This is a genomic window from Streptosporangium sp. NPDC048047, assembly GCF_040653115.1.
In the GTDB taxonomy this organism is placed as follows: domain Bacteria; phylum Actinomycetota; class Actinomycetes; order Streptosporangiales; family Streptosporangiaceae; genus Streptosporangium.
In genome coordinates, this window is sequence record NZ_JBEZNH010000001.1 from 1 (window position 1) to 19,006 (window position 19,006).

At 71.7% G+C, this 19,006-nt stretch carries 19 protein-coding genes; 12 read left to right on the forward strand and 7 right to left on the reverse strand.

The genetic code is table 11. The features are described from left to right. On the forward strand, positions 1-418 hold a 418-nt coding region (locus AB0D67_RS00005), incomplete at its 5' end, for a Scr1 family TA system antitoxin-like transcriptional regulator (protein WP_362928058.1). Next, positions 409-615, forward strand: a complete 207-nt coding sequence (locus AB0D67_RS00010) for a DUF397 domain-containing protein (RefSeq protein WP_362928060.1) — start codon at positions 409-411, stop codon at positions 613-615. The genes AB0D67_RS00005 and AB0D67_RS00010, both read left to right, overlap by 10 nt. A 137-nt stretch (positions 616-752) precedes the next feature. On the opposite strand, the gene AB0D67_RS00015 is transcribed toward AB0D67_RS00010, so the two are convergent. From AB0D67_RS00015 to AB0D67_RS00025, 3 genes are all read right to left on the reverse strand, one after another. After that, positions 753-1,034, reverse strand: a complete 282-nt coding sequence (locus AB0D67_RS00015) for a metal-sensitive transcriptional regulator (protein WP_362928062.1) — start codon at positions 1,032-1,034, stop codon at positions 753-755. Between the two features lie 107 nt (positions 1,035-1,141). After that, on the reverse strand, positions 1,142-2,575 hold the full coding sequence (locus AB0D67_RS00020) for an MFS transporter (RefSeq protein WP_362928064.1): 1,434 nt from the start codon (positions 2,573-2,575) through the stop codon (positions 1,142-1,144). 137 nt (positions 2,576-2,712) lie between these two features. Then, positions 2,713-2,988, reverse strand: coding sequence for a heavy-metal-associated domain-containing protein (locus AB0D67_RS00025; protein ID WP_362928066.1), 276 nt, complete (start codon positions 2,986-2,988; stop codon positions 2,713-2,715). A gap of 499 nt (positions 2,989-3,487) precedes the next feature. Between AB0D67_RS00025 and bla the strand changes: the two genes are divergently transcribed. Continuing rightward, positions 3,488-4,492 (forward strand): class A beta-lactamase, encoded by a 1,005-nt coding sequence (gene bla, locus AB0D67_RS00030; RefSeq protein ID WP_362928068.1) that lies wholly within the window; start codon positions 3,488-3,490, stop codon positions 4,490-4,492. 260 nt (positions 4,493-4,752) lie between these two features. Beyond that, on the forward strand, positions 4,753-5,583 hold the full coding sequence (locus tag AB0D67_RS00035) for a hypothetical protein (protein WP_362928070.1): 831 nt from the start codon (positions 4,753-4,755) through the stop codon (positions 5,581-5,583). A 180-nt stretch (positions 5,584-5,763) separates the two neighbouring features. Here the strand turns inward: AB0D67_RS00035 and AB0D67_RS00040 are convergent, their stop codons facing one another. Next, positions 5,764-6,525 carry an SDR family oxidoreductase gene (locus AB0D67_RS00040; protein WP_362928072.1) on the reverse strand — a complete coding sequence of 254 codons (762 nt, stop codon included), beginning with the start codon at positions 6,523-6,525 and terminating at the stop codon, positions 5,764-5,766. 275 nt (positions 6,526-6,800) lie between these two features. On the opposite strand from AB0D67_RS00040, the gene AB0D67_RS00045 reads away from it, so the two are divergent. From AB0D67_RS00045 to AB0D67_RS00065, 5 genes are all read left to right on the forward strand, one after another. Continuing rightward, entirely contained in the window at positions 6,801-8,654 is a 1,854-nt protein-coding gene (locus AB0D67_RS00045; RefSeq protein WP_362928074.1) for an ABC transporter substrate-binding protein, read from the forward strand. 7 nt (positions 8,655-8,661) lie between these two features. Continuing rightward, positions 8,662-9,720 carry an ABC transporter permease gene (locus tag AB0D67_RS00050; RefSeq protein ID WP_362928076.1) on the forward strand — a complete coding sequence of 353 codons (1,059 nt, stop codon included), beginning with the start codon at positions 8,662-8,664 and terminating at the stop codon, positions 9,718-9,720. A 146-nt stretch (positions 9,721-9,866) separates the two neighbouring features. Beyond that, entirely contained in the window at positions 9,867-10,715 is an 849-nt protein-coding gene (locus AB0D67_RS00055) for an ABC transporter permease (protein ID WP_362928729.1), read from the forward strand. Next, on the forward strand, positions 10,712-11,749 hold the full coding sequence (locus tag AB0D67_RS00060) for an ABC transporter ATP-binding protein (RefSeq protein WP_362928078.1): 1,038 nt from the start codon (positions 10,712-10,714) through the stop codon (positions 11,747-11,749). Before AB0D67_RS00055 ends, AB0D67_RS00060 begins: the two co-directional genes overlap by 4 nt. Further along, on the forward strand, positions 11,746-12,759 hold the full coding sequence (locus AB0D67_RS00065) for an ABC transporter ATP-binding protein (RefSeq protein WP_362928080.1): 1,014 nt from the start codon (positions 11,746-11,748) through the stop codon (positions 12,757-12,759). The genes AB0D67_RS00060 and AB0D67_RS00065 overlap by 4 nt, the downstream gene beginning before the upstream one ends. A 145-nt stretch (positions 12,760-12,904) precedes the next feature. On the opposite strand, the gene AB0D67_RS00070 is transcribed toward AB0D67_RS00065, so the two are convergent. Then, on the reverse strand, positions 12,905-13,501 hold the full coding sequence (locus AB0D67_RS00070) for a TetR-like C-terminal domain-containing protein (protein WP_362928082.1): 597 nt from the start codon (positions 13,499-13,501) through the stop codon (positions 12,905-12,907). Positions 13,502-13,590: 89 nt separating this feature from the next. Here AB0D67_RS00070 and AB0D67_RS00075 point away from each other — a divergent pair, with 89 nt between their 5' ends. Both AB0D67_RS00075 and AB0D67_RS00080 read left to right on the forward strand, forming a co-directional pair. Further along, positions 13,591-14,829, forward strand: coding sequence for an alpha/beta hydrolase (locus AB0D67_RS00075; RefSeq protein ID WP_362928084.1), 1,239 nt, complete (start codon positions 13,591-13,593; stop codon positions 14,827-14,829). Continuing rightward, complete coding sequence (locus AB0D67_RS00080) at positions 14,826-15,473, forward strand: VC0807 family protein (protein ID WP_362928086.1); 648 nt, start codon at positions 14,826-14,828, stop codon at positions 15,471-15,473. The genes AB0D67_RS00075 and AB0D67_RS00080 overlap by 4 nt, the downstream gene beginning before the upstream one ends. 142 nt (positions 15,474-15,615) lie before the next feature. On the opposite strand, the gene AB0D67_RS00085 is transcribed toward AB0D67_RS00080, so the two are convergent. After that, positions 15,616-16,923 (reverse strand): DUF2252 domain-containing protein, encoded by a 1,308-nt coding sequence (locus tag AB0D67_RS00085; protein WP_362928088.1) that lies wholly within the window; start codon positions 16,921-16,923, stop codon positions 15,616-15,618. A 271-nt stretch (positions 16,924-17,194) separates the two neighbouring features. On the opposite strand from AB0D67_RS00085, the gene AB0D67_RS00090 reads away from it, so the two are divergent. Further along, positions 17,195-17,929: an SDR family NAD(P)-dependent oxidoreductase gene (locus AB0D67_RS00090; RefSeq protein WP_362928090.1), complete on the forward strand. Its 735-nt coding sequence runs from the start codon at positions 17,195-17,197 to the stop codon at positions 17,927-17,929. A 69-nt stretch (positions 17,930-17,998) separates the two neighbouring features. Here the strand turns inward: AB0D67_RS00090 and hpnH are convergent, their stop codons facing one another. Further along, complete coding sequence (gene hpnH, locus AB0D67_RS00095; RefSeq protein WP_362928093.1) at positions 17,999-19,003, reverse strand: adenosyl-hopene transferase HpnH; 1,005 nt, start codon at positions 19,001-19,003, stop codon at positions 17,999-18,001. Positions 19,004-19,006: the final 3 nt, after the last annotated feature.

The window sequence follows — 19,006 nt, forward strand, 5'->3', positions numbered from 1 at the left end:
CGGCGCCACGCCTGCTAGCTGGGGAAACTCATACACCACCTCCGTGGACGCAACCCAAGACTCCTTCTCCCTTCTCTTCCTTATCGACGCGGGTGTCCTTCGTCGGCAGGTGGGCGACGCGGAGGTGATGCGCGGCCAACACGGCCACCTTCTCGACGCTGCAAAGAGGTCGAACATCTTCCTGCAAATAGTGGACCCGAAATGCCTTGTCGGGCTTCTCGGCGCATTCATGATCGCTGAGCTTCCGCATGGACAGCCGGATACCGTCCATGTGGACTCCTCGGCCGAAGGGCACGTCACGATGGATCCGGAATCCGTGGCAGCGACCTGGAAACGCTATGAAACGATCCGGTTATGGGCCTACCCTGAGCACATGTCCCTCAAGATGATCGAGGATGCGAGGCGGGAATGGACCTGAGTAATGCCGTGTGGCGAAAGTCATCGCTTTCCGGCGGAAACGGTGGTCAGTGCGTAGAGGTGGCCGCCAACCTGCCCGGGGTGGTCGCGGTCCGGGACAGCAAGGACCCCGACGGCCCCAAGCTGCTCTTCAGCCCCGCTGACTGGCGGGCCTTCGTCGGCGGAGTCAGGGCCGGGGAGTTCGACGTCTCGCGCTGAGCCGTACACCGGTTCGGTCATCGTGTTCGAGGTGAAGCCGGACGGCCGTCCTCTTCGGCGGGCGGCAGGCAGTGGACGGCGGGCGGCTCGTGCCGATCGGGGGACGGGCCGTGAATCGGCCGGGAGGACCAGGGGCGTCAGGAGCGGACGAGGCGGGCGACGGCGTCGGAGGCTTCCTTGATCTTGGCGTCGGCCTCGTCGCCGCCCTTGGCGATCGCTTCCGCGACGCAGTGCGCCATGTGCTCTTCGAGTAGTTCCAGGGCGAATGCCTGGAGTGCTCTGTTGGCGGCCGACACCTGGGTGAGGATGTCGATGCAGTACTTGTCCTCGCCGACCATCCGCTGCAGTCCACGGACCTGCCCCTCGATCCGGCGCAGCCGCCTGAGGTGGTCTTCCTTGGCTTCCGTGTATCCGGCCATCTCCCCGCTCCTTGCTCTGAGGCCCGTCGTCCCTACCTAACACCCCACCCCCCTACCGTATTTCGCGGGCCCGCCGTCGCTGGGGACGGGCCCGCTCGTCGTCACTCTCACACCCGGGTGGGTGCCGCCTCGGCGTCCGCCGCGGGGGACCCGGCTGATGCGGGTCTCCGCATCAGCAGCAAGGTCAGTACGGCGCCCGCCGCCGCCGCGACGGCCGCGCCGACGAAGGCGGCCCGGAATCCGCCGGTGAGCGCGGTCGGGCCGGTCGCTCCGGCGGCCGCCCCGCCGGTGGCGAGCGCGGTCATCACGGCCAGGCCGAGGGCCGAGCCGATCTGGTAGGTGGTGTTGACGATGCCGGACGCCAGCCCGCTCTCCTCGGGCCGCACGCCGGACATCGCCGACATCATCGCGGGGATGTAGGCCAGGGACATCCCCACCGCGGCGACCAGCGACGCGGGCAGCACGTCGGCGGCGAAACTTCCGTCCGCCCGGACCAGGGACAACCCGGCCACCCCCGCCGCGAGTACGGCGAGCCCGATGACGATCAGCGGCTTGGCGCCGAACCGGCCGAGCAACCGGGCTGTGATCCCGATCATGAAGATCATGACGGCGACGGTCATGGGAAGCAGGGCCGCTCCGCTGGGGAAGGCGCTGTAGCCCAGGACCTGCTGCAGGTAGAGGTTGAGGAAGTACCACATCGGGATCCAGGCCGCGCCCAGCAGCGCCATCGCCAGGTTGGCGACGGCCAGTCCGGGAGTGCGCCAGATCGCCGGCGGCATGAGCGGCTCCCGGACCATGTGCTGCACGAGCAGGAACAGCGCGAGCAGCACGACCGCCCCCGCCAGTTCCAGCAGCGTCGTGGCGGAGCCCCAGCCCTGTTCCGGAGCCCGCACGATGGCGAACACGGCCAGGGCGATCCCGGCGGTGACGGCCAGGCCGCCGAGCATGTCCACCGAGCCGCGCCTGCCGGCGACCGCGGGCAGCAGGGCCGGTACGGCCAGCAGGGTGGCGACGCCGATCGGGATGTAGAGGATGAAGACCCACGGCCAGCTCAGGTACTCGGTGACGACCCCGCCGAGGAACACTCCGGCGGTTCCTCCGGCCGGCGCGGCGGCGCCGTACAGCGCCATGGCCCTGCCGAGTTCGCGCGGGTCGTGCCCGAAGAGCATCATGAGCAGGGTCATCGAGGCCGGAGCGATGAGGGCGCCACCGGCGCCCTGCACGCCCCGGCCGAGGATCTCCATCCACGGGCCCTGCGCCGCCGCGGCGACGACCGAGCCGGCGATCAGGACCAGCCAGCCGGCGATGAAGACCCTGCGGGCGCCGAACAGGTCGGACAGGCGTCCGCCGAGCAGCAGCAGGCCACCGAAGGCGATGACGTAGGCGTTGAAAACCCACTGCAGGGCGTCCGCCGTGAAGCCGAGGTCGCGCTGGATGTCGGGTAGAGCGACCCCGATGATCGAGGTGTCCATGATGACCATGAACTGCGCGGTGGCGAGCACGACCAGTGCCCGCCATCTGCGCGGATTGACGGCGTTCATGCCGCACTCCTGTTCTTCGCATCCGCCTCGCGATGGGAGGATGCGGTAGGGGTCGGGTGTGATGTCGAGTCGGGCCGATCCCGCAGGTGGGCGTGCATGCCAGTGCACGCCCACCGCCTTCTTCCGGGACCCGCCCCTCAGGGCCGGCTCGCCAGCGCGTAGCCCGCCTGTTCCACCGCGGCCCGGATCTCCTCGTCGGCGAATCCCGAGCCGCTGACGGTGACCGCGCCGGTGGGGAGATCGACGGTGACGCCGGTGACGCCGCCGACCTTGCCGATCTCCCCGGAGACCGACGAGACGCAGTGTCCGCAGGTCATCCCGCTCACCGAATAGACCTTGCCGTCCGCCGCGCCCGTCTCAGCGGGTGCCTCGGTCCGCACCTGCTCCGTGCCGCACGCACACGCAGTGCACATGTCCGTCCTCCTCCTCATGTACCCATGGGGGGTATGTCGAGCGAGACTGTAACATACCCCTACCGGGTTTATCTTCCCGGCTGTGCCTCCGGAGGGGCCGGATGAGGGCCTTCCGCCGGCTCCCGCACTGCCGCCGTGCCGCCGTGCCTTCCGGGGTGGCGGCTCGAACCTGAGGCCCGTCGGACGGGTCTCCATCGGAGCCGGGCGGGTCGAGGGGGCCTCTGCGGAAACGAGGGCGGGCCTCTGCGGAAACGAGGGCGGGCCTCTGCGGGAACAGAGCGGGGTCGAGGGTCCCCTGCGGGAGCCGGGCGGGCCTCTGTGGGAACAGGGCGGGTCGAGGGAGTTGTGTCGCTCCGAGCCTCTATGATCATTTTTGGCGCTCTGACCTGGCCTTATATCCATTCGATTATCGATCCGGCGATCATGCGAATATTGGACATCGGCCGATCCGCTCTGATGTGCTCGCATCTCCGTAGTCATCGAGACCGAAGGACATGGCATGCGACCCCTGCACACCCGGCGTTTCCCCGCGGCACTGAAGGCCGCCGCGCTGACCGTCTCCGTCCTGGCGGGTGGCGCGGTCCACGGCCCGGCCACCGCCACGGCGGCCGTCCAGACCCCCGCGGCGGCCGTTCACGCGCCGGTGGCGCAGGTCCGGTACGACCGGCAGGCGGTCGCGCCGTCCGGTCAGGCCGAGGCCGGGCGCCGGCTACGCGCGCTGGAGGCGTCGTTCGACGGCCGTGTCGGCGTCTACGCCGTCGACACGGCCACCGGCAAGAAGATCACTCACCGGGCCGGTGAGCGTTTCCCGCTGCTGTCCACTTTCAAGGCGGTGGCCGCCGCCGCGGTGCTGGACAAGGCCCGCACGACCGAACCCGGACTGATGGAGAAGGTCGTCCACTGGACGCAGGACGAGGTGAAGGAGAACTCGCCGGTCACCAAGGACCACGTGGAGGACGGGCTGACCGTCGCCGAGCTGTGCGACGCGGCCATCACCGAGAGTGACAACACGGCCGGCAACATGCTGCTGAAGCAGATCGGGGGCCCGGCCGGCCTCACCCGGTACTTCCGCACCCTCAAGGACCCGATCTCCCGCCTGGACCGCTGGGAAACCGAGCTGAACATCTGGAACCCCAAGGAGAAGCGGGACACCACCACCCCCGCGGCCATCGCGGCCGACCTGCGCGATCTGACGCTCGGTGACGCGCTGAACGCCAAGGACCGGGCGCGGCTCAACGGGTGGCTGCGCGCGAACAAGACCGGTGACGAGCGCATCCGCGCCGGGCTGCCCAAGACCTGGACCGTCGGCGACAAGACCGGCGCGAGCACGTACCACGGCTCGACGAACGACATCGCCGTCGTCTGGCCGGAGAACGCCAAGGCCCCGCTGGTCATGGCGATCTACACCACCCACCGGGCCGCCAAGGCGCCCAACGAGAACCAGGCCATCGCCGACACCGCGACCATCGTCGCCCAGGCCCTCGGCAAGCTCCCCAGGAGCTGACCCGGGCCGCCCGCGGCCTCCGCCGCTTCCCCGGGTTCCGGCCCCGGCCGTAGACCGCCCGGCTGCCTCCGCCGCTTTCCGGCCCCGGCCGCGGACCGCCCGGCGGCCCGCGGAGCCCCAGGTCCCGGCCGGGCCGACCGGGCCGACCGGCCATCCGGCGGCCTCCGCCGCGTTCGGCCCGTCACCGTCGGCTCTGTGGAAATGCTCTGTTTTCTGTAGTGTTCATACGGTTATTTGATGACTTACGTATAGGACACCAAGTGAGCGTTTCCGCGGCCTATGTGACATTCGCTGACCCGGACGGGATCGACGACGAGAAGGAGGTCGTCCTCGCGGCCTGGGCCGCGGCCGGGATCGGCGGGCGGGCCGTGCGCTGGGACGACCCCGAGGCGGACTGGGCCGGCTTCGACGCCGCCGTGGTCCGTTCCGCCTGGGACTACATCGACCGGCGCGAGGAGTTCCTCGGCTGGGCCCGTCGCGTCGAGCGGGTCACCCGGCTGCTCAATCCGGCCGCCGTGCTGGAGCGCAACACCGACAAGACCTACATGCGGGACCTGGACGCGCCGTTCATCCCGACCTGCTGGGTCGGACCGGGTGAGACGCCCGACCTGCCGGTCCTGGACGAGTACGTGGTCAAGCCCGCCGTCTCGGCCGGGGCGCGCGACACGATCAGGACCGGTGACCGCGGCAAGGCCGAGGCGCACGCCTCCCGGCTCGCCGCCGAGGGCCGGACCGTGATGGTCCAGCCGTACCTGGACATGGTGGAGACCGAGGGGGAGACCTCGCTGGTGTACCTCGGCGGCCGGTTCAGCCACGCCGTACGGCGCAGCGCGGCGCTGACCGCCGGGGCCGCCACGGAGCGGCAGAACAGCCGGGCCGAGCTGCGCGATCCCGCGGCGGACCAGGTGGCGCTGGCCGAGCGGGTGCTCGGTGAGCTGCCGGACCTGCTCTACGCCCGTGTCGACATGGTGCGCACGGCCGACGGGACCCCGGTCCTCATCGAGCTGGAGCTGACCGAGCCCTACCTGTTCCTGCGTTACGCGCCCGGCGCCGCCGAACGCCTCGCCCGCGCCCTCGCCGAGGCCGTCTGAACCGCCGCACCGTCCGGGAGGGCGACCGATACGGCGTGCGCCCCGGCGCAGTGGGGCGCACGCCGTACGGGGCTCGTCCCGGCGTCGTCACCGCCTCGGCGGCGCACGGCCGGAGGGGCCGCCGGCGGAGCGCTGAGGCTCGATCGGCTCACCGCTCCGCCGGCGCACGGCCGGGAGGGGTCAGCCGTGGGCGGTCATCCCGCCGTCCACCGGGATGACCGTCCCGGTGAGGTAGGCCCCCGCCCGCGAGGCGAGGAAGATCGCGGTCCCGGCCATGTCCTCGGGGGTGCCGATCCGGCCGAGCGGCACGTGCGACTCGACGGCCGAGCGGGTCGCCGGGTCGTCCAGCGCGAACGCCATCATCTTCGACTCGAACGGTCCGGGCGCGATGGCGTTGACCGTGATCGAGTCCGCGGCGAGCCGCTGGGACAGGTGCCGGGTCAGCATGTGGACGGCCGCCTTGGTCGCCGAGTAGGCGTAGGTCTCCATGGCCGGGACGCGGATGCCGTCCACGGATCCGACGTTGATCACCCTGGCCGGGTCCCCGGGGCTCGCCGCGGCGCGCAGCAGCGGCAGGAACCGCCGGGTCAGGCCGAACACGCCCTTGACGTTGATCCCCCAGAGCTTGTCGAAGGCCGCCTCGGGATACTCCTCAAGGGGCGCGCCCCAGGTGGCCCCGGCGTTGTTGACCAGCACGTCCAGCCGTGACTCGCGCGCCGAGACCGCCTCCGCGAGCGCGGCGGCGCCGTCCTCGGTGGACAGGTCGGCCGGTACGGCGACGCAGCCCAGCTCGGCGGCGGTCCTCTCCACCTCTGCGGCCTTGCGCGAGGAGATGTAGACGGTGGCCCCGGCCCGGACGAAACCGGTCGCGATCATGCGTCCGATGCCCCGGGAGCCGCCGGTGACGACGACCGTCTTGCCTTCCACGGAGAACAGAGTCATGTTCTGCAGCATGCCGTACCGGCGGCTTCACCGTCCACGCGGTCTCGCCGGGCCTCCCGTGCGGCGAGAAGGGCGCGGGTCGCGCGCCGCCGCCTCCCACGGCCGCCGGTGCGCCGTCAAGACCCGTCTCACCGGAGTCCCGGGCCGTGACTGAAAAGAAATATCACGCCAGGAAACGAGAGTGAAACAATCTTCCACCATTCGTTGACACGCGCCGTCCCTATGGTGTGGCTTCTTCTACAACGATTCACCGGTTCGAAGGTGGGACAGAAACGATGACCAGATTGGGCGGGCGCCTGGCGGCGCTGGGCGTGGCGCTGGTAGTGGCCACACTCCCCGCTGCGCAAGGGCAGGCGCAGACACAGGCCACGCAGGCGCAGGCCGTACAGCAGAAGGCTCCCGCAGCCGGAAAGAAGATCGTCCGCATCGGCGCGACGCAGGCCGTCGACTCGATGAGCCCGTTCCTGGCGGTCCGGCTGGTCTCCTCGTCGGTCCACCGGTGGATCTACAGCTACCTCACGGTCCCCGACCCCAAGACCCTCCAGCCGAGCCCCGATCTGGCCGAGTCGTGGGAGACCTCCGACGACAAGCTGACGTGGACCTTCAAGATCCGCGACACCAAGTGGTCCGACGGCCAGCCGGTCACCGCGCAGGACATCGCGTGGACGTTCAACACGATCATGACGAACGACGCGGCCAAGCAGGGCAACGGCCCGGCCGTGGAGAACTTCGAGAGCGTCACCGCCACCGACGACCGGACCCTGGTCATCAAGACCAAGAAGCCGCAGGCGTCGATGCTGGACAACCCCATCCCGATCGTGCCCAAGCACGTCTGGGAGAAGGCCGGCGATCCCGGCAAGTTCCAGAACGACCAGTACCCGATCGTCGGCTCCGGCCCCTTCATCGCGGTCGAGCACAAGAAGGACGCCTACGTCCGGCTTGAGGCCAACCCGAACTACTGGCAGGGCAAGCCCAAGATCGACGAGCTGGACGTCGTCTTCTACGAGAACCCCGAGGCCGCGATCACCGGCCTGAAGAAGGGCGACATCGACCTCATCGGCCGCCTCGACGCCCCGCAGTACGAGGCGCTCAAGGGCGACCCGAACATCGTGCAGTGGAACGGCAACGGCCGCCGGGCCGCCTACCTCCAGATCAACCACGGCGCCACCACGATCGACGACAAGCCCGTCGGCGACGGCCACCCGGCGCTGAAGGACCAGAAGGTCCGCCAGGCCATCCACTACGCGATCGACAAGAAGGCCCTGGTCGACCAGGTGCAGAACGGCCTGGCCGTGCCCGCCGACGGGTCGATCATCCCGCCGATGTACAAGGACTTCTTCTGGCAGGCCGAGGGCGACGAGAAGGTCACCTTCGACATCGCCAAGGCCAACCAGATCCTCGACGACGCCGGATACAAGAAGGGCCCGGACGGCGTCCGGACCATGCCCGACGGCAAGCGCAAGCTGGAGATGCGCTTCAGCATCCACACCGACGCCCCCGTCGAGGACAAGCTCGCCCAGTACCTCACCGGGTGGCTCAAGCAGATCGGCATCACGCTGACCACCAAGAAGCTCGACTCGACGAAGTTCACCGAGGAGACCGGCTTCACCGGCCTGTTCGACATCGCCATCAGCGGCTGGTCGGTCAACCCCGACCCCGAGGAGATCCTCGCCACCCACCTGTGCAGCCGCAGGCCCACGGCCAGTGGCGACGGCGGCGGCACCGAGTCGTTCTACTGCAACCCCGACTACGAGAAGCTCTACCAGGAGCAGCTCAGCGAGCTCGACCGCGCCAAGCGCGCCGAGGTCATCAAGAAGATGGAGAAGCAGCTCTACACCGACGCCCCGGTGATCGCCCTCTACTACCAGAACGACCTGGAGGGCTACCGCAAGGACCGGATCTCCAGCATCACCCCGATGCCGGAGGACAAGGGCCTCTTCTACGGCGCCAGCGGCCACTGGCCGATCTACTCGCTGGACGCCCCGGCCCCCGCGGCCGCGGGCTCCGCCGGTGACGGCGGCTCCAGCACCGGCCCCATCATCGGCGGCGTCGTGGCCGTCGTGGTCCTCGGCGCCCTGGGCTTCTTCCTGGCCCGCCGCCGCCGTTCCGTCACCGACGACCGCGAGTAGCGGCTCGATGACCGCACCTCTCGACACGGAGCCCGCCGCCGCGACCGCGGCGGCGGGCCCCGCCATGGAAGAGCGCGGTGCCCATCGAGGGGTGCTGCGCTACGCGCTGACGAAAACCGGCGGGGCCCTGCTCAGCATCGGCATGGTCATCGTCGCGACGTTCTTCCTGTTCCGGCTGATACCCGGCGACCCCGCGCTCGCCTACACGCGCGACGTGCCGCTCAGCCCGGACCAGCTTGACCTGCTGCGCCGCCAGATGGGCCTGGACAAGCCCCTGACGCAGCAGTTCGTCGACTTCGTGCTGCGGACCGTGCGCCTGGACTTCGGCACCTCCTACGAGTACCGCCGGCCGGTCCTCGACCTCATCGGCGAGCGGCTGGGCCCCACGCTGGTGCTGGTCGGCACCGGCCTGGTCATCGCGGTCAGCCTGGGCCTGTGGCAGGGCACCCGGGCGGCGTGGAAGCACGGCAGCCGGTTCGACCGGATGTCCACCGGCGTCTCGCTCGTGCTGTGGTCGGTGCCGACGTTCTGGCTCGGCCTGCTGCTGCTGATGGTCTTCGCCGCCGGCATCGGCCCGATCCCGGGGGTCTTCCCGACCCGCGGCATGGAGGGCGTGGACGCGCCCGACGGCCTGGCCTACATCCCGCACGTCGCCCTGCACCTGGTGCTGCCGTGCCTGACCCTGGTCGCCGTGGTCTACGCCCAGTACCTGCTGGTCATGCGGTCCTCGCTGCTGGACGAGATCGGCCAGGACTACGTGACCACCGCCCGCGCCAAGGGCCTGCGCGACGACCAGGTGCGCCGCCGGCACGCGGTGCCCAACGCGCTGCTGCCGACCATCACGCTGGTGTTCATCCACATCGGCTTCGTCGTCGGCGGCGCGGTGTCGGTGGAGACCGTCTTCTCCTGGCCGGGACTGGGCCTGCTGTTCTACGAGGCCATCAAGGGTCCTGATTTCGCCGTCATGCAGGGGACGTTCATCGTGGTGTGCACCGCCGTGATCATCATGAACACGCTGGCCGACGTGGCCTACCACGTCCTGGACCCGAGGGTGAGGTCGGCGTGAGCACTCCGAACACCACGGGACCGGGGAGCACCGGGAACCCGGACGGCGCCGGAAACGCGACCGGCGCGGGGAACGCGGGGGACAGGACCGGCGCCGCCGTCTCCGTCAGCGCCGCGAGCCTCGCCCGGACCCGCCGCAGGCTCGCGCTGGCACGTTTCTGGCGCGAGTACCGCCGCCAGCGCGCCGGGTTGTACGGCGCGGCGATCCTCGTCGTGGCCGTCGCCCTGGCCCTCCTCACCCCGCTGCTCACCGACTCCACCGGGCTGGACGTCACCCAGGCGACCGGCGCGAAGATGGCGGCCCCGAGCCTCGCGTTCCCGTTCGGCACCGACGAGTCGGGCCGGTCGGTCCTGCTGATGGTGCTGTGGGGCTCGCGGATCTCGCTGCTCGTCGGCTTCCTCGCGGCCCTGCTCAGCATGGTCATCGGCACGGTGGTCGGCATCGCGGCCGGTCACTTCCGCGGCTGGACCTCCGCCGTGCTGATGCGGATCACCGACTGGTTCCTGGTCCTGCCCTCGCTGGTGCTGGCCCTGGTGCTCGCGGCCATCCTCGGCGGCAGCACCGCCACGATCATCCTGGCGATCGGCGTGACGTCCTGGGCGTCCACGGCCCGGCTGATCAGGGCGCAGACGCTGTCGGTGGAGGCCAGGCCGTACATCGAGCGGTCCCGGGCGCTGGGCGCAGGGCACTGGCACATCATGACCCGGCACGTGCTGCCGAACGTCGCCCCGCTGGTGCTGGCCAACACCACCCTCCAGGTGGCCAGCGCCATCGTCGCCGAGTCGACGCTGGCCTTCCTCGGCGCCGACTCCGGCCAGGTGTCGTGGGGCGGCCTGCTGCGCGGCTCCTACGACTGGGGCGCCGCCACCGCCGGCGCCTGGTGGTACATCCTCGCGCCGGGCCTGTGCATCGTCGCGGTCGTGATGGCGTTCACGCTGTGCGGCCGGGCACTGGAGGCCGTACTCAACCCACGCCTGCGGGGGGTTTCCCGATGAGCCTGCTTGAGCTTCGCGACGTCTCGGTGACCTATCGGGTCGCCTCCGGCGAGGTGCCGGCCGTACGGGGGGTCTCCCTGGACCTCGAGGCCGGTCAGGCGCTCGGCGTCGCAGGGGAGTCGGGGTCGGGCAAGTCGACGCTGGCCATGGCCCTGCTGCGGCTGCTGCCCCGCGACGCCCGGGTGACCGGCGAGATCCTGCTCGACGGCGAGGACGTCCTCGCCATGAAGTGGGGACGGCTGCGCGCGGTCCGCTGGGCGTCGGCGTCGGTCGTCTTCCAGGGGGCGCAGCACGCTCTGAACCCGGTGCGCCGCATCGAGGAGCAGATCGCCGAGCCGCTGCTGGTGCACGGCAAGGCCACCGCCGCCCAGGCCCGGCGCAGGGTCGCCGAGCTGCTGGAGCAGGTCGGCCTGCCCGCCTGGCGGGGCCGCAACTACCCGCACGAGCTGTCGGGCGGGCAGCGCCAGCGCGTGATGATCGCCATGGCGCTGGCCTGCTCGCCGCGCCTGATCATCGCGGACGAGCCGACGACCGCGCTGGACGTGATGATCCAGGCGCAGGTGCTCACGCTTATCCGCTCGCTCATCGCCGAGCACGGCATCAGCATGATCATGATCTCGCACGACCTGTCGGTCCTGGCCTCCATGTGCGACCGGCTGGCGGTCATGTACGCCGGTCAGGTGGTGGAGCACGGCCCCTCGCGGGAGGTGTTCGCCGACGCGCGTCACCCCTACAGCCGCGCCCTGTCGGCCGCCTTCCCCACGGTCGGCGACCCCGCCTCCCGGCTGGCGCCCCGCGGCCTGGCCGGCGACCCGCCCGACCCTATGCACCTGCCGTCCGGCTGCTCCTTCCACCCGCGCTGCGACGTGGCCCTGCCCTCCTGCGCGTCGCGGCCGATCGAGCTGTGGCCGGCCGGGGAGGGGCGCCGGGCCGCGTGCGTGCACGTCCTGCCGGACCCGGCGCCGCCAGAGGATCTCCCGGAGGGCGCCGAGGACGATATTCCGGTCATGCGACCGGCGAAGGAGGTCCGGTGAACGGGCGAAGCGACGGTACGGACGTCGAGGCCCCCCTGCTGGAGGCCCGTGACCTGCGCGTGGAGTTCAGCGCGCGCGGACGGCGCGCCCGCGCGGTGGACGGGGTCAACCTCGCCGTCGGCCGGCGGGAGATCGTCGCCCTGGTCGGCGAGTCCGGCTGCGGCAAGACGACGCTGGCACGCACCCTGCTCGGGCTGGAGCGCCCCACCGCGGGCGAGGTCCGCTACGACGGCGCTCCGCTGAACTACTCCTCGCGGGCGCTGAAGGCCTACCGGCGCGAGGTGCAGCTGGTGCTCCAGGACCCGATGGGGTCGCTCAACCCCCGGCACACCGTCTACGAGGCGGTGGCCGAGGGGCCGCGCATCCACGGCATGGCCGACGAGCACGAACGGGTCGTCTCGGCGCTGTCCCGGGCCGGGCTGCGCCCGCCGGAGCGGTTCCTGCAGTCCTACCCGCACGAGCTGTCCGGCGGTCAGCGGCAGCGCGTCGTCATCGCCGGGGCGCTGGCCCTCGACCCCGGGGTGCTGGTCGCCGACGAGCCGGTGGCCTCGCTGGACGCCTCGGTGCGCGGGGAGATTCTCGCCCTGCTGCTGCGGCTGCGCGACGAGCTGGGCCTGTCGGCGCTGGTCGTCACCCACGACCTCGGGCTGGCCTGGAACATCGCCGACCGCGTCGCGGTGATGTATCTCGGCCGGATCGTCGAGTCCGGGCCCGTCGAGCAGATCCTGACCTCGCCGTCGCACCCCTACACCCAGGCGCTGCTGTCGGTGCTGCCGGAGTCGCCCGAGCCCGTGGTGCTGGGCGGCGAGCCGCCGGACCCGACCCGCGTCCCCGGCGGCTGCCGCTTCCACCCGCGCTGTCAGGTCCTCGCCTCCGGCGCGGCGGCCGAGGCGGGGGTGGACGGGCGGTGCAGGTCGCAGCTCCTGGACATCCTGCCCGCCGCGCCGTCGTCGGCGGAGACCCATGTGGCCTGCCACTACGCGGAGGCGACCGCCCCGGCCCGCTCCTGACGCCCGGCGCGGACACCGGTGCCGGACCCGGCGGATCCCCACGGCCCCGCCCGGTCCGCTCCGGCGGGCCAGCCCGAGTCCGACCCCGACGAGCACGTCCACGGGGAGGCCGAGGGCTACGAGAGGCCGACCGAGGCCTGATGTCTCAGCCGGCCGCGGCCCCGGGGCCGCGGCCGGGCAGCGACAGCAGCCGGTCGACCAGGGCGACGGCGTGGCCCACGTCCGCGGGCCCGCCGAAGAAGATCATGTGGAAGTACAGCGGCGCCTGGACGACCTCCATCAGTTCCAGCAGCGCGGGTGGGTTCTCCCCGCGCGCGGCGGCCCGGTCGAGCATCGCCTGGAGTTGCACGGCGCGTTCCAGCAGGTAGGGGTCGGGCTCCCCGGCGTCCTCTGTGCGGTTGCCGAGCATGGCGGCCCGCACGTAGACCGGGCCCAGCGGACCGGCCAGGTCGGCCGCCATCCGGGTGGCGTACGCCTCCAGGTCACCGCGGAGCGTGCCGGTGTCCGGGACGGGGGAGGAGCGGGTGAGCCGCTCGGTCACCGCGTCGTCGATCAGTGAGCCGAGCGTGCCCCAGCGGCGGTAGATCGTGGCCTGGTGGACGCCGGACCGTTCGGCCACCTGGGTGACGGACAGATCATCCCAGTCCTTCTCGAGCAGCAGGTCGAGGACGGCCTCGTGCACTGCCGCGCGGACCTTGGCGCTGCGGCCTCCCGGCCGGTGGGCGGGGCGATGTTCTGGCATGGCCCAATGTTAACGCGAATCCCATTGCGTTAGCAGTCCACTCCCGCTACCTTAAAGCGAAACAACTCGCTTTAAGTGAAGGGGGCGCGGTGCGTCCACTGGTCTTCGAGAAGGACCCGTCGTTCTGGTACGAGACGCTGCGGGTCCTGGGCCACATCGCCTACGGCGGCGCCGACTTCGGCGAGGTGGCCGTCACCGTGGAACGCGTGGCCGAAGGCGACCGCGACGGCTGGCACGACGCGTGGCGGGCGACGGCCGACCGGGTCGCCGCCGAAGCCCGCCGGAGTCACGCGGCCGGCCACCGGGTCAGCGCCCACGACGCCTTCCTGCGTGCCTCCACCTACCACCGCTCGGCCGGGTTCTTCCTGCACGGCGACACCGCCGGCCCGCACGGCGACACCGCTGGTCCGCGTGCCGACGCCGCCCACGACGAGGCCGTCGCCTGCTTCCGGGCCGCCGCCGAACTGTCCGACCTCGACATCCGTCCCGTCGAGATCCCCTACGGGAGCACCACCCTGCCCGGCTACCTCTACCGGGCGGGCGACGGGCCGGGCCCGGTCGTCGTGATGCACAACGGCTTCGACGGAAGCGCCGAGGAGATGCACTTCTTCGCCGCCGAGGCCATGGTCCGGCGCGGCTACCACGTACTGACCTTCGACGGACCGGGCCAGCCGGGGCCGATGCGCCGCGAGGGCCTCGTCTTCCGCCCCGACTGGGAGAACGTCGTCGGACCCGTGCTGGACTTCCTGCTCGACCGGCCCGCGGGGGAGGCGATCGCCGACCCCGGCCGCGTCGCGCTGCTGGGCGCGAGCATGGGGGGCCTGCTGGCGCCCCGCGCGGCCGCCTTCGAACCGAGGATCGCCGCGCTGATCGCGTTCGACGGCGTCTACGACATGGGCTGGAAGGTCACCGCCGTCTTCGACGGCGACCGGGAGGCCGCTCGGGCCGCCCTCGCCCTGCCCGAGGCGGACGACGCCATGGCCGCGCTCATGGCCGCCGACCCGGTCACCCGGTGGGCGGTCGTCCACGGCATGCGGGTCATGGGCGCGTCCACGCCGCGCGGCTACGCCGCCGCCCTGCTCGACTACCACCTGCGCGACGGCGTCGCCGAGCGGATCACCTGCCCCACCCTCGTCTGCTCGGCCGCGGGGGACTTCGCCTTCGCCGGCCAGCCCGAGGCACTGTACGAACACCTGACCTGCGACAAGACCTTCGCCGAGTTCACCGCCGAGGAGGGGGCCGACGCGCACTGCCAGTCAGGGGCGCAGCGGCTCGCCATGGCGCGCATCGGCGACTGGCTGGACACCACCTTCGGGAGCATGAGATGAACCGTTCGATCGTCGGCGTGGTGCTGTGGGACGTCGTCCCCGTGATCGCCGCCTACTACGTCCTCCGCGCCGTGGGCGTCGGCGAGTACGCCGCCATGCTCGCCGCGACCGCGGTCGGGTTCCTCCGCGTCGGCTACGTCGCGATCCGGGAACGCAGGTTCGATGGCTTCGCCGCTTTCGTGACCGTCGTCTTCGGTGTCGGGATCGCCCTGTCCCTCCTCACCGGCGACGAGAGGACGCTGATGGCGACGAAGTCCCTCACGACCTGTGTCGCCGGGCTCATCTTCCTCGGCACCTGCGTCGCCGGCCGTCCGGCCGCCTTCGCCGTGGCCAAGCGCTTCGGCGCCGAGGACGAGGAGACCGCCCGGCGCTGGGACGTCCTCTACGCCGCCGAGCCCTCCTTCCGCCGGGTCTACCTGGTCATGACGCTCGTCTGGGGAGCGGTCCTGCTGGCCGAGTCGGCCGCCCGGATCCCGCTGGTCTACCTGCTGCCCGTCGACGTCATGGCCGGACTGTCGTCGCTCCTGCTCATCGCCACCATCGCGCTGCTCGGCGTCTGGAGCGCCTGGTACGGCGGACGCGGCGAGCGGCTGGCGACGGCCCTCCGGGAGCGGGACGGGCACAGGGAGCCCACGGGCGCGTGAGGCGGGCGGCGCGGCGGGTCCGCCGCGCCGCCCTCGACGCGGACCGGCGCCGGTGACGGGCCCGCCACCCCGGCGGCCGGGCCTGCCGCGCCGGCGGCCACCGGGTTCCGGGCCGCCGACGGGACCGGCCCGGTGGTTCCCGTCAGAGGCCGGGAAGACGGCCGTTGCGGAAGAGGTCCACGAAGAGCTGGTGGTCGGCCCTGGCCCGCGCGCCGTAGGCGTGCGCGAAGCCGGTGAGCATGGCGGTGAAACCGGCGGCGTCGCCGCCGATGACCTCGACGATCGCGTCCTCGGTGGAGAAGTCGACCAGGTCGTGGCTGGACTCGTCGTCGGCCACCGAGTGCATGCGGGCCACCGCCCGGCCCAGGTCCCCGATCACCGAGGCGAGGTCCTCGGGCTCGTTGACGTCGCCCCAGTCGAGGTCGGCGGAGTAGGGGGACACCTCGGCCACGAGCTGGCCCACGCCGTTCAGCGTGGTGTGGCCGAGCCAGGGGTCGGCGTACGCCTGCAGCGCCCGCTGCGACTCGGCCGTACGGTGGCCCTGGTCCCTGAAGTAACCGCTCACCCGTTCGTCGGCGATGTACCGGGCGACCGCCGGGACCTGCGCCTGCTTCATGTAGAGGATCACGTCGTTCTCCAGGGCCTGGGTGTGGCCCTCCAGCAGCATGTTGTACGACGGCAGCCCCGCCGAGCCGATGCCGACGCCCGTGCGGAGCGCGAAGTCCTTGATCCTGTGCTCGACCGGCGAGACCGAGGGCTGCGAGGGCAGCGTGGTCAGGTACTCGCGGAAGGCCGCCTCCACCGCCTGCCGGGTCTCCTCGTCGATGGGGCGGCGGCCGTCCATCACGGCGAACCTGCGGTCGAAGTCCTCGACCGTGGTCTCGGCGTCCAGCAGCGCCACCCGCGTGTTCAGCCGGGCGAGCTGCAGCACCCGGTGGAGCACGCCGGTGGTGGTCTCCAGGGTCAGCGAGCCGATCGCGTCGTCCCCGCCCACGGAGACGGCGGTCAGCTCGGCCAGGTAGGCGTGGGCGAAACCGGTCACCAGGCCGGTGATCGCCTCGTCCGACAGGGCCTTGGCGTACCCGATGAGCGCGACGCTGGCGGCGAACCGCTTGAGGTCCCAGACGTAGGGGCCGACGTACGCCTCGTCGAAGTCGTTGACGTTGAAGACCAGGACGCCCGAGGCGTTCATGTAGGTCCCGAAGTTCTCGGCGTGCAGGTCGCCGTGGATCCACACCCGCCTCGTCCGCTCGTCGAGGAACGCGTCGTCGGCGAACGCGCCCGTCATGTCCGCGTAGAACAGGGCCGCACTGCCGCGGTAGAAGGCGAAGGGGGTGGCGGCCATCTTCCGGAACTTGCGCCGGAAGGCGGCGGGGTCGTGTCTCATGGCGTCACCGAACTCGGTGACCAGCACGTCGAGGATGTGGGCCGAGCGCCCATCGTCGGTCATGACCCGCACGCTAGAGGCAACCGGGAAAACCCGTCGAGGCGGGGTGCCGCGATCCGGCCGGAGACCGGGCGGCGGCGGGGCCGGCCGGGGCCGGGGCCCCGTCCCCTCTCGTTCCCGGCGGGCCTCGTCATGCTCGACGTCACGCTCGATGAGCTCCGCCGGACCGGGTGAGGGCCCGGCGCGCATGCGGCGGGCCCGCGCGGGGAACGACGCCGGAGACGGCGTCGGAGTCGTTCCGGTCTCCCCCCGGTGACGAGGGGATGGTGTGACCATGAGGATCACGGGAGCCCGCGTGCTGATCACCGGCGCGTCGTCCGGCATCGGGGCCGCGACCGCGCGGGCCATGGCGGCGGCCGGGGCCCGCCTGGTATTGACCGGCCGCGACCCCGCCAGGCTGGACGCCGTCGCCGCCGGGACCGGCGGGCGGGCGCTGGCCGGCGACCTCGTGACGGACGCCGCGGACCTGGCCCGGCGCGCCGGCCCGGTGGACGTCCTGGTCGGATGCGCCGGCGCCGGGTGGGCCGGGCCGCTGGAGGCGATGCCGGACGACGCCATCGAGCGCCTGGTGGCGGGCAACCTGACCGCCCCCATCCGGCTGACCCGCCTGCTTCTGCCCGCCATGGTGGAACGCGGGCGGGGACACGTCGTCTTCGTCGCGTCGATCGCCGGGGCGGTCGGCGTGCCGGGGGAGGCGGTGTACGCGGCGACCAAGGCCGGCCTCCTCTGCTTCGCCGAGAGCCTCCGGTACGAGCTGCGCGGGGTGGGCGTGTCGGTCGTGCTGCCCGGCGTGGTGGCCACCCCGTTCTTCGAGCGGCGCGGCGCGCCGTACACCCGCCGGTGGCCGGCGCCGATCCCCGCCGAGCGGGTCGCCAGGGTGATCGTCGCGGCCGTCGAGCGCGGCCGTACCGAGTCGTACGTCCCCGGCTGGCTGCGCTTCCCGGCCCGGCTGCGGGGCGCGGCCCCCGGTCCCTTCCGGGTGCTCGCCGGACTGTCCGCGCAGCGGTGACCGCCGCCGGTGAGGCGGTGCGCGCCACCTCCCGTGCGGCGATGAGCCCGCTGACGTCCCGGGGCCGGTTCAGGCCTCGCGCAGCGCGCGCAGCGACTCCCGCAGGGAGGACAGCGTGGCGAAGACGGCCGTCGGCTCGTACCCGCAGTGGGCCATGCAGTTGGCGCACCGGGGGTCGCGGCCCCGGCCGTAGGAGTCCCAGTCGGTCTTCTCGACCAGCTCCCGGTAGGTCGCCGCGTAGCCGTCGGACATCAGGTAGCAGGGCCGCTGCCAGCCGAACACCGAGTAGGACGGGATGGCCCACGCCGTGCACGGGAAGTCGGCCCTGCCCTCCAGGAAGTCCAGGAACAGGGGCGTGTGGTTGAACCTCCACCGCCGCCGGTTCCCGCCGGAGAACGCCTTGCGGAACAGCTCCCGCGTCTCCCGCACGCCGAGGAAGCGGTCCTGGTCGGGCGCCCTCTCGTACGCGTAGCCGGGAGAGATCATCATCTGGTCGACCTGGAGCTCGTCGTTGAGGTAGTCGAGCACCTCGATGACGGTCTGCGGGCTGTCGGTGTTGAAGAAGGTGGTGTTCGTGGTGACCCGGAAGCCGCGCCGCCGGCACTCCCGGACCGCGGCGACGGCCGCGTCGAACACCCCCTCCTTGCACACCGACTCGTCGTGACGTTCGCGCAGGCCGTCCAGGTGGACCGTCCAGGCGAAGTACGGCGAGGGCTCGAACTCGTCGATCTTCCGCGGGATCAGCAGCGCGTTGGTGCACAGGAACACATATTTCTTCCGGGCGACCAGCTCCCTGACGAGTTCCCCGATGCGGGGGTGCATCAGCGGCTCCCCGCCCGCGATCGACACCATGGGCGCGCCGCACTCCTCGGCGGCCGCCACGGCCCGCGCGACGTCCATGCGCTGCTTCAGCACCCCCGCGGGATGCTGGATCTTCCCGCAGCCCGAGCAGGCCAGGTTGCACGCGAACAGCGGTTCCAGCTCCAGCAGGAGCGGGAACCTCCTCCGCCCGCGAAGCCGCTGACCGAGGATGTAGCCGCCGATTCGCAGGCACTGGCGCACTGGCATCGCCATCCG

Excerpts from the sequence above, each read along its gene's own strand:
- AB0D67_RS00020 (WP_362928064.1), bottom strand. The coding sequence starts at position 2,575 with ATGAACGCCGTCAATCCGCGCAGATGGCGGGCACTGGTCGTGCTCGCC.
- AB0D67_RS00085 (WP_362928088.1), bottom strand. The coding sequence starts at position 16,923 with ATGACCGACGATGGGCGCTCGGCCCACATCCTCGACGTGCTGGTCACC.
- AB0D67_RS00040 (WP_362928072.1), bottom strand. The coding sequence starts at position 6,525 with ATGACTCTGTTCTCCGTGGAAGGCAAGACGGTCGTCGTCACCGGCGGC.
- AB0D67_RS00025 (WP_362928066.1), bottom strand. The coding sequence starts at position 2,988 with ATGTGCACTGCGTGTGCGTGCGGCACGGAGCAGGTGCGGACCGAGGCA.
- AB0D67_RS00090 (WP_362928090.1), top strand. The coding sequence starts at position 17,195 with ATGAGGATCACGGGAGCCCGCGTGCTGATCACCGGCGCGTCGTCCGGC.
- AB0D67_RS00080 (WP_362928086.1), top strand. The coding sequence starts at position 14,826 with ATGAACCGTTCGATCGTCGGCGTGGTGCTGTGGGACGTCGTCCCCGTG.
- AB0D67_RS00060 (WP_362928078.1), top strand. The coding sequence starts at position 10,712 with ATGAGCCTGCTTGAGCTTCGCGACGTCTCGGTGACCTATCGGGTCGCC.
- AB0D67_RS00015 (WP_362928062.1), bottom strand. The coding sequence starts at position 1,034 with ATGGCCGGATACACGGAAGCCAAGGAAGACCACCTCAGGCGGCTGCGC.
- AB0D67_RS00010 (WP_362928060.1), top strand. The coding sequence starts at position 409 with ATGGACCTGAGTAATGCCGTGTGGCGAAAGTCATCGCTTTCCGGCGGA.
- AB0D67_RS00045 (WP_362928074.1), top strand. The coding sequence starts at position 6,801 with ATGACCAGATTGGGCGGGCGCCTGGCGGCGCTGGGCGTGGCGCTGGTA.
- hpnH (WP_362928093.1), bottom strand. The coding sequence starts at position 19,003 with ATGGCGATGCCAGTGCGCCAGTGCCTGCGAATCGGCGGCTACATCCTC.
- bla (WP_362928068.1), top strand. The coding sequence starts at position 3,488 with ATGCGACCCCTGCACACCCGGCGTTTCCCCGCGGCACTGAAGGCCGCC.
- AB0D67_RS00070 (WP_362928082.1), bottom strand. The coding sequence starts at position 13,501 with ATGCCAGAACATCGCCCCGCCCACCGGCCGGGAGGCCGCAGCGCCAAG.
- AB0D67_RS00050 (WP_362928076.1), top strand. The coding sequence starts at position 8,662 with ATGACCGCACCTCTCGACACGGAGCCCGCCGCCGCGACCGCGGCGGCG.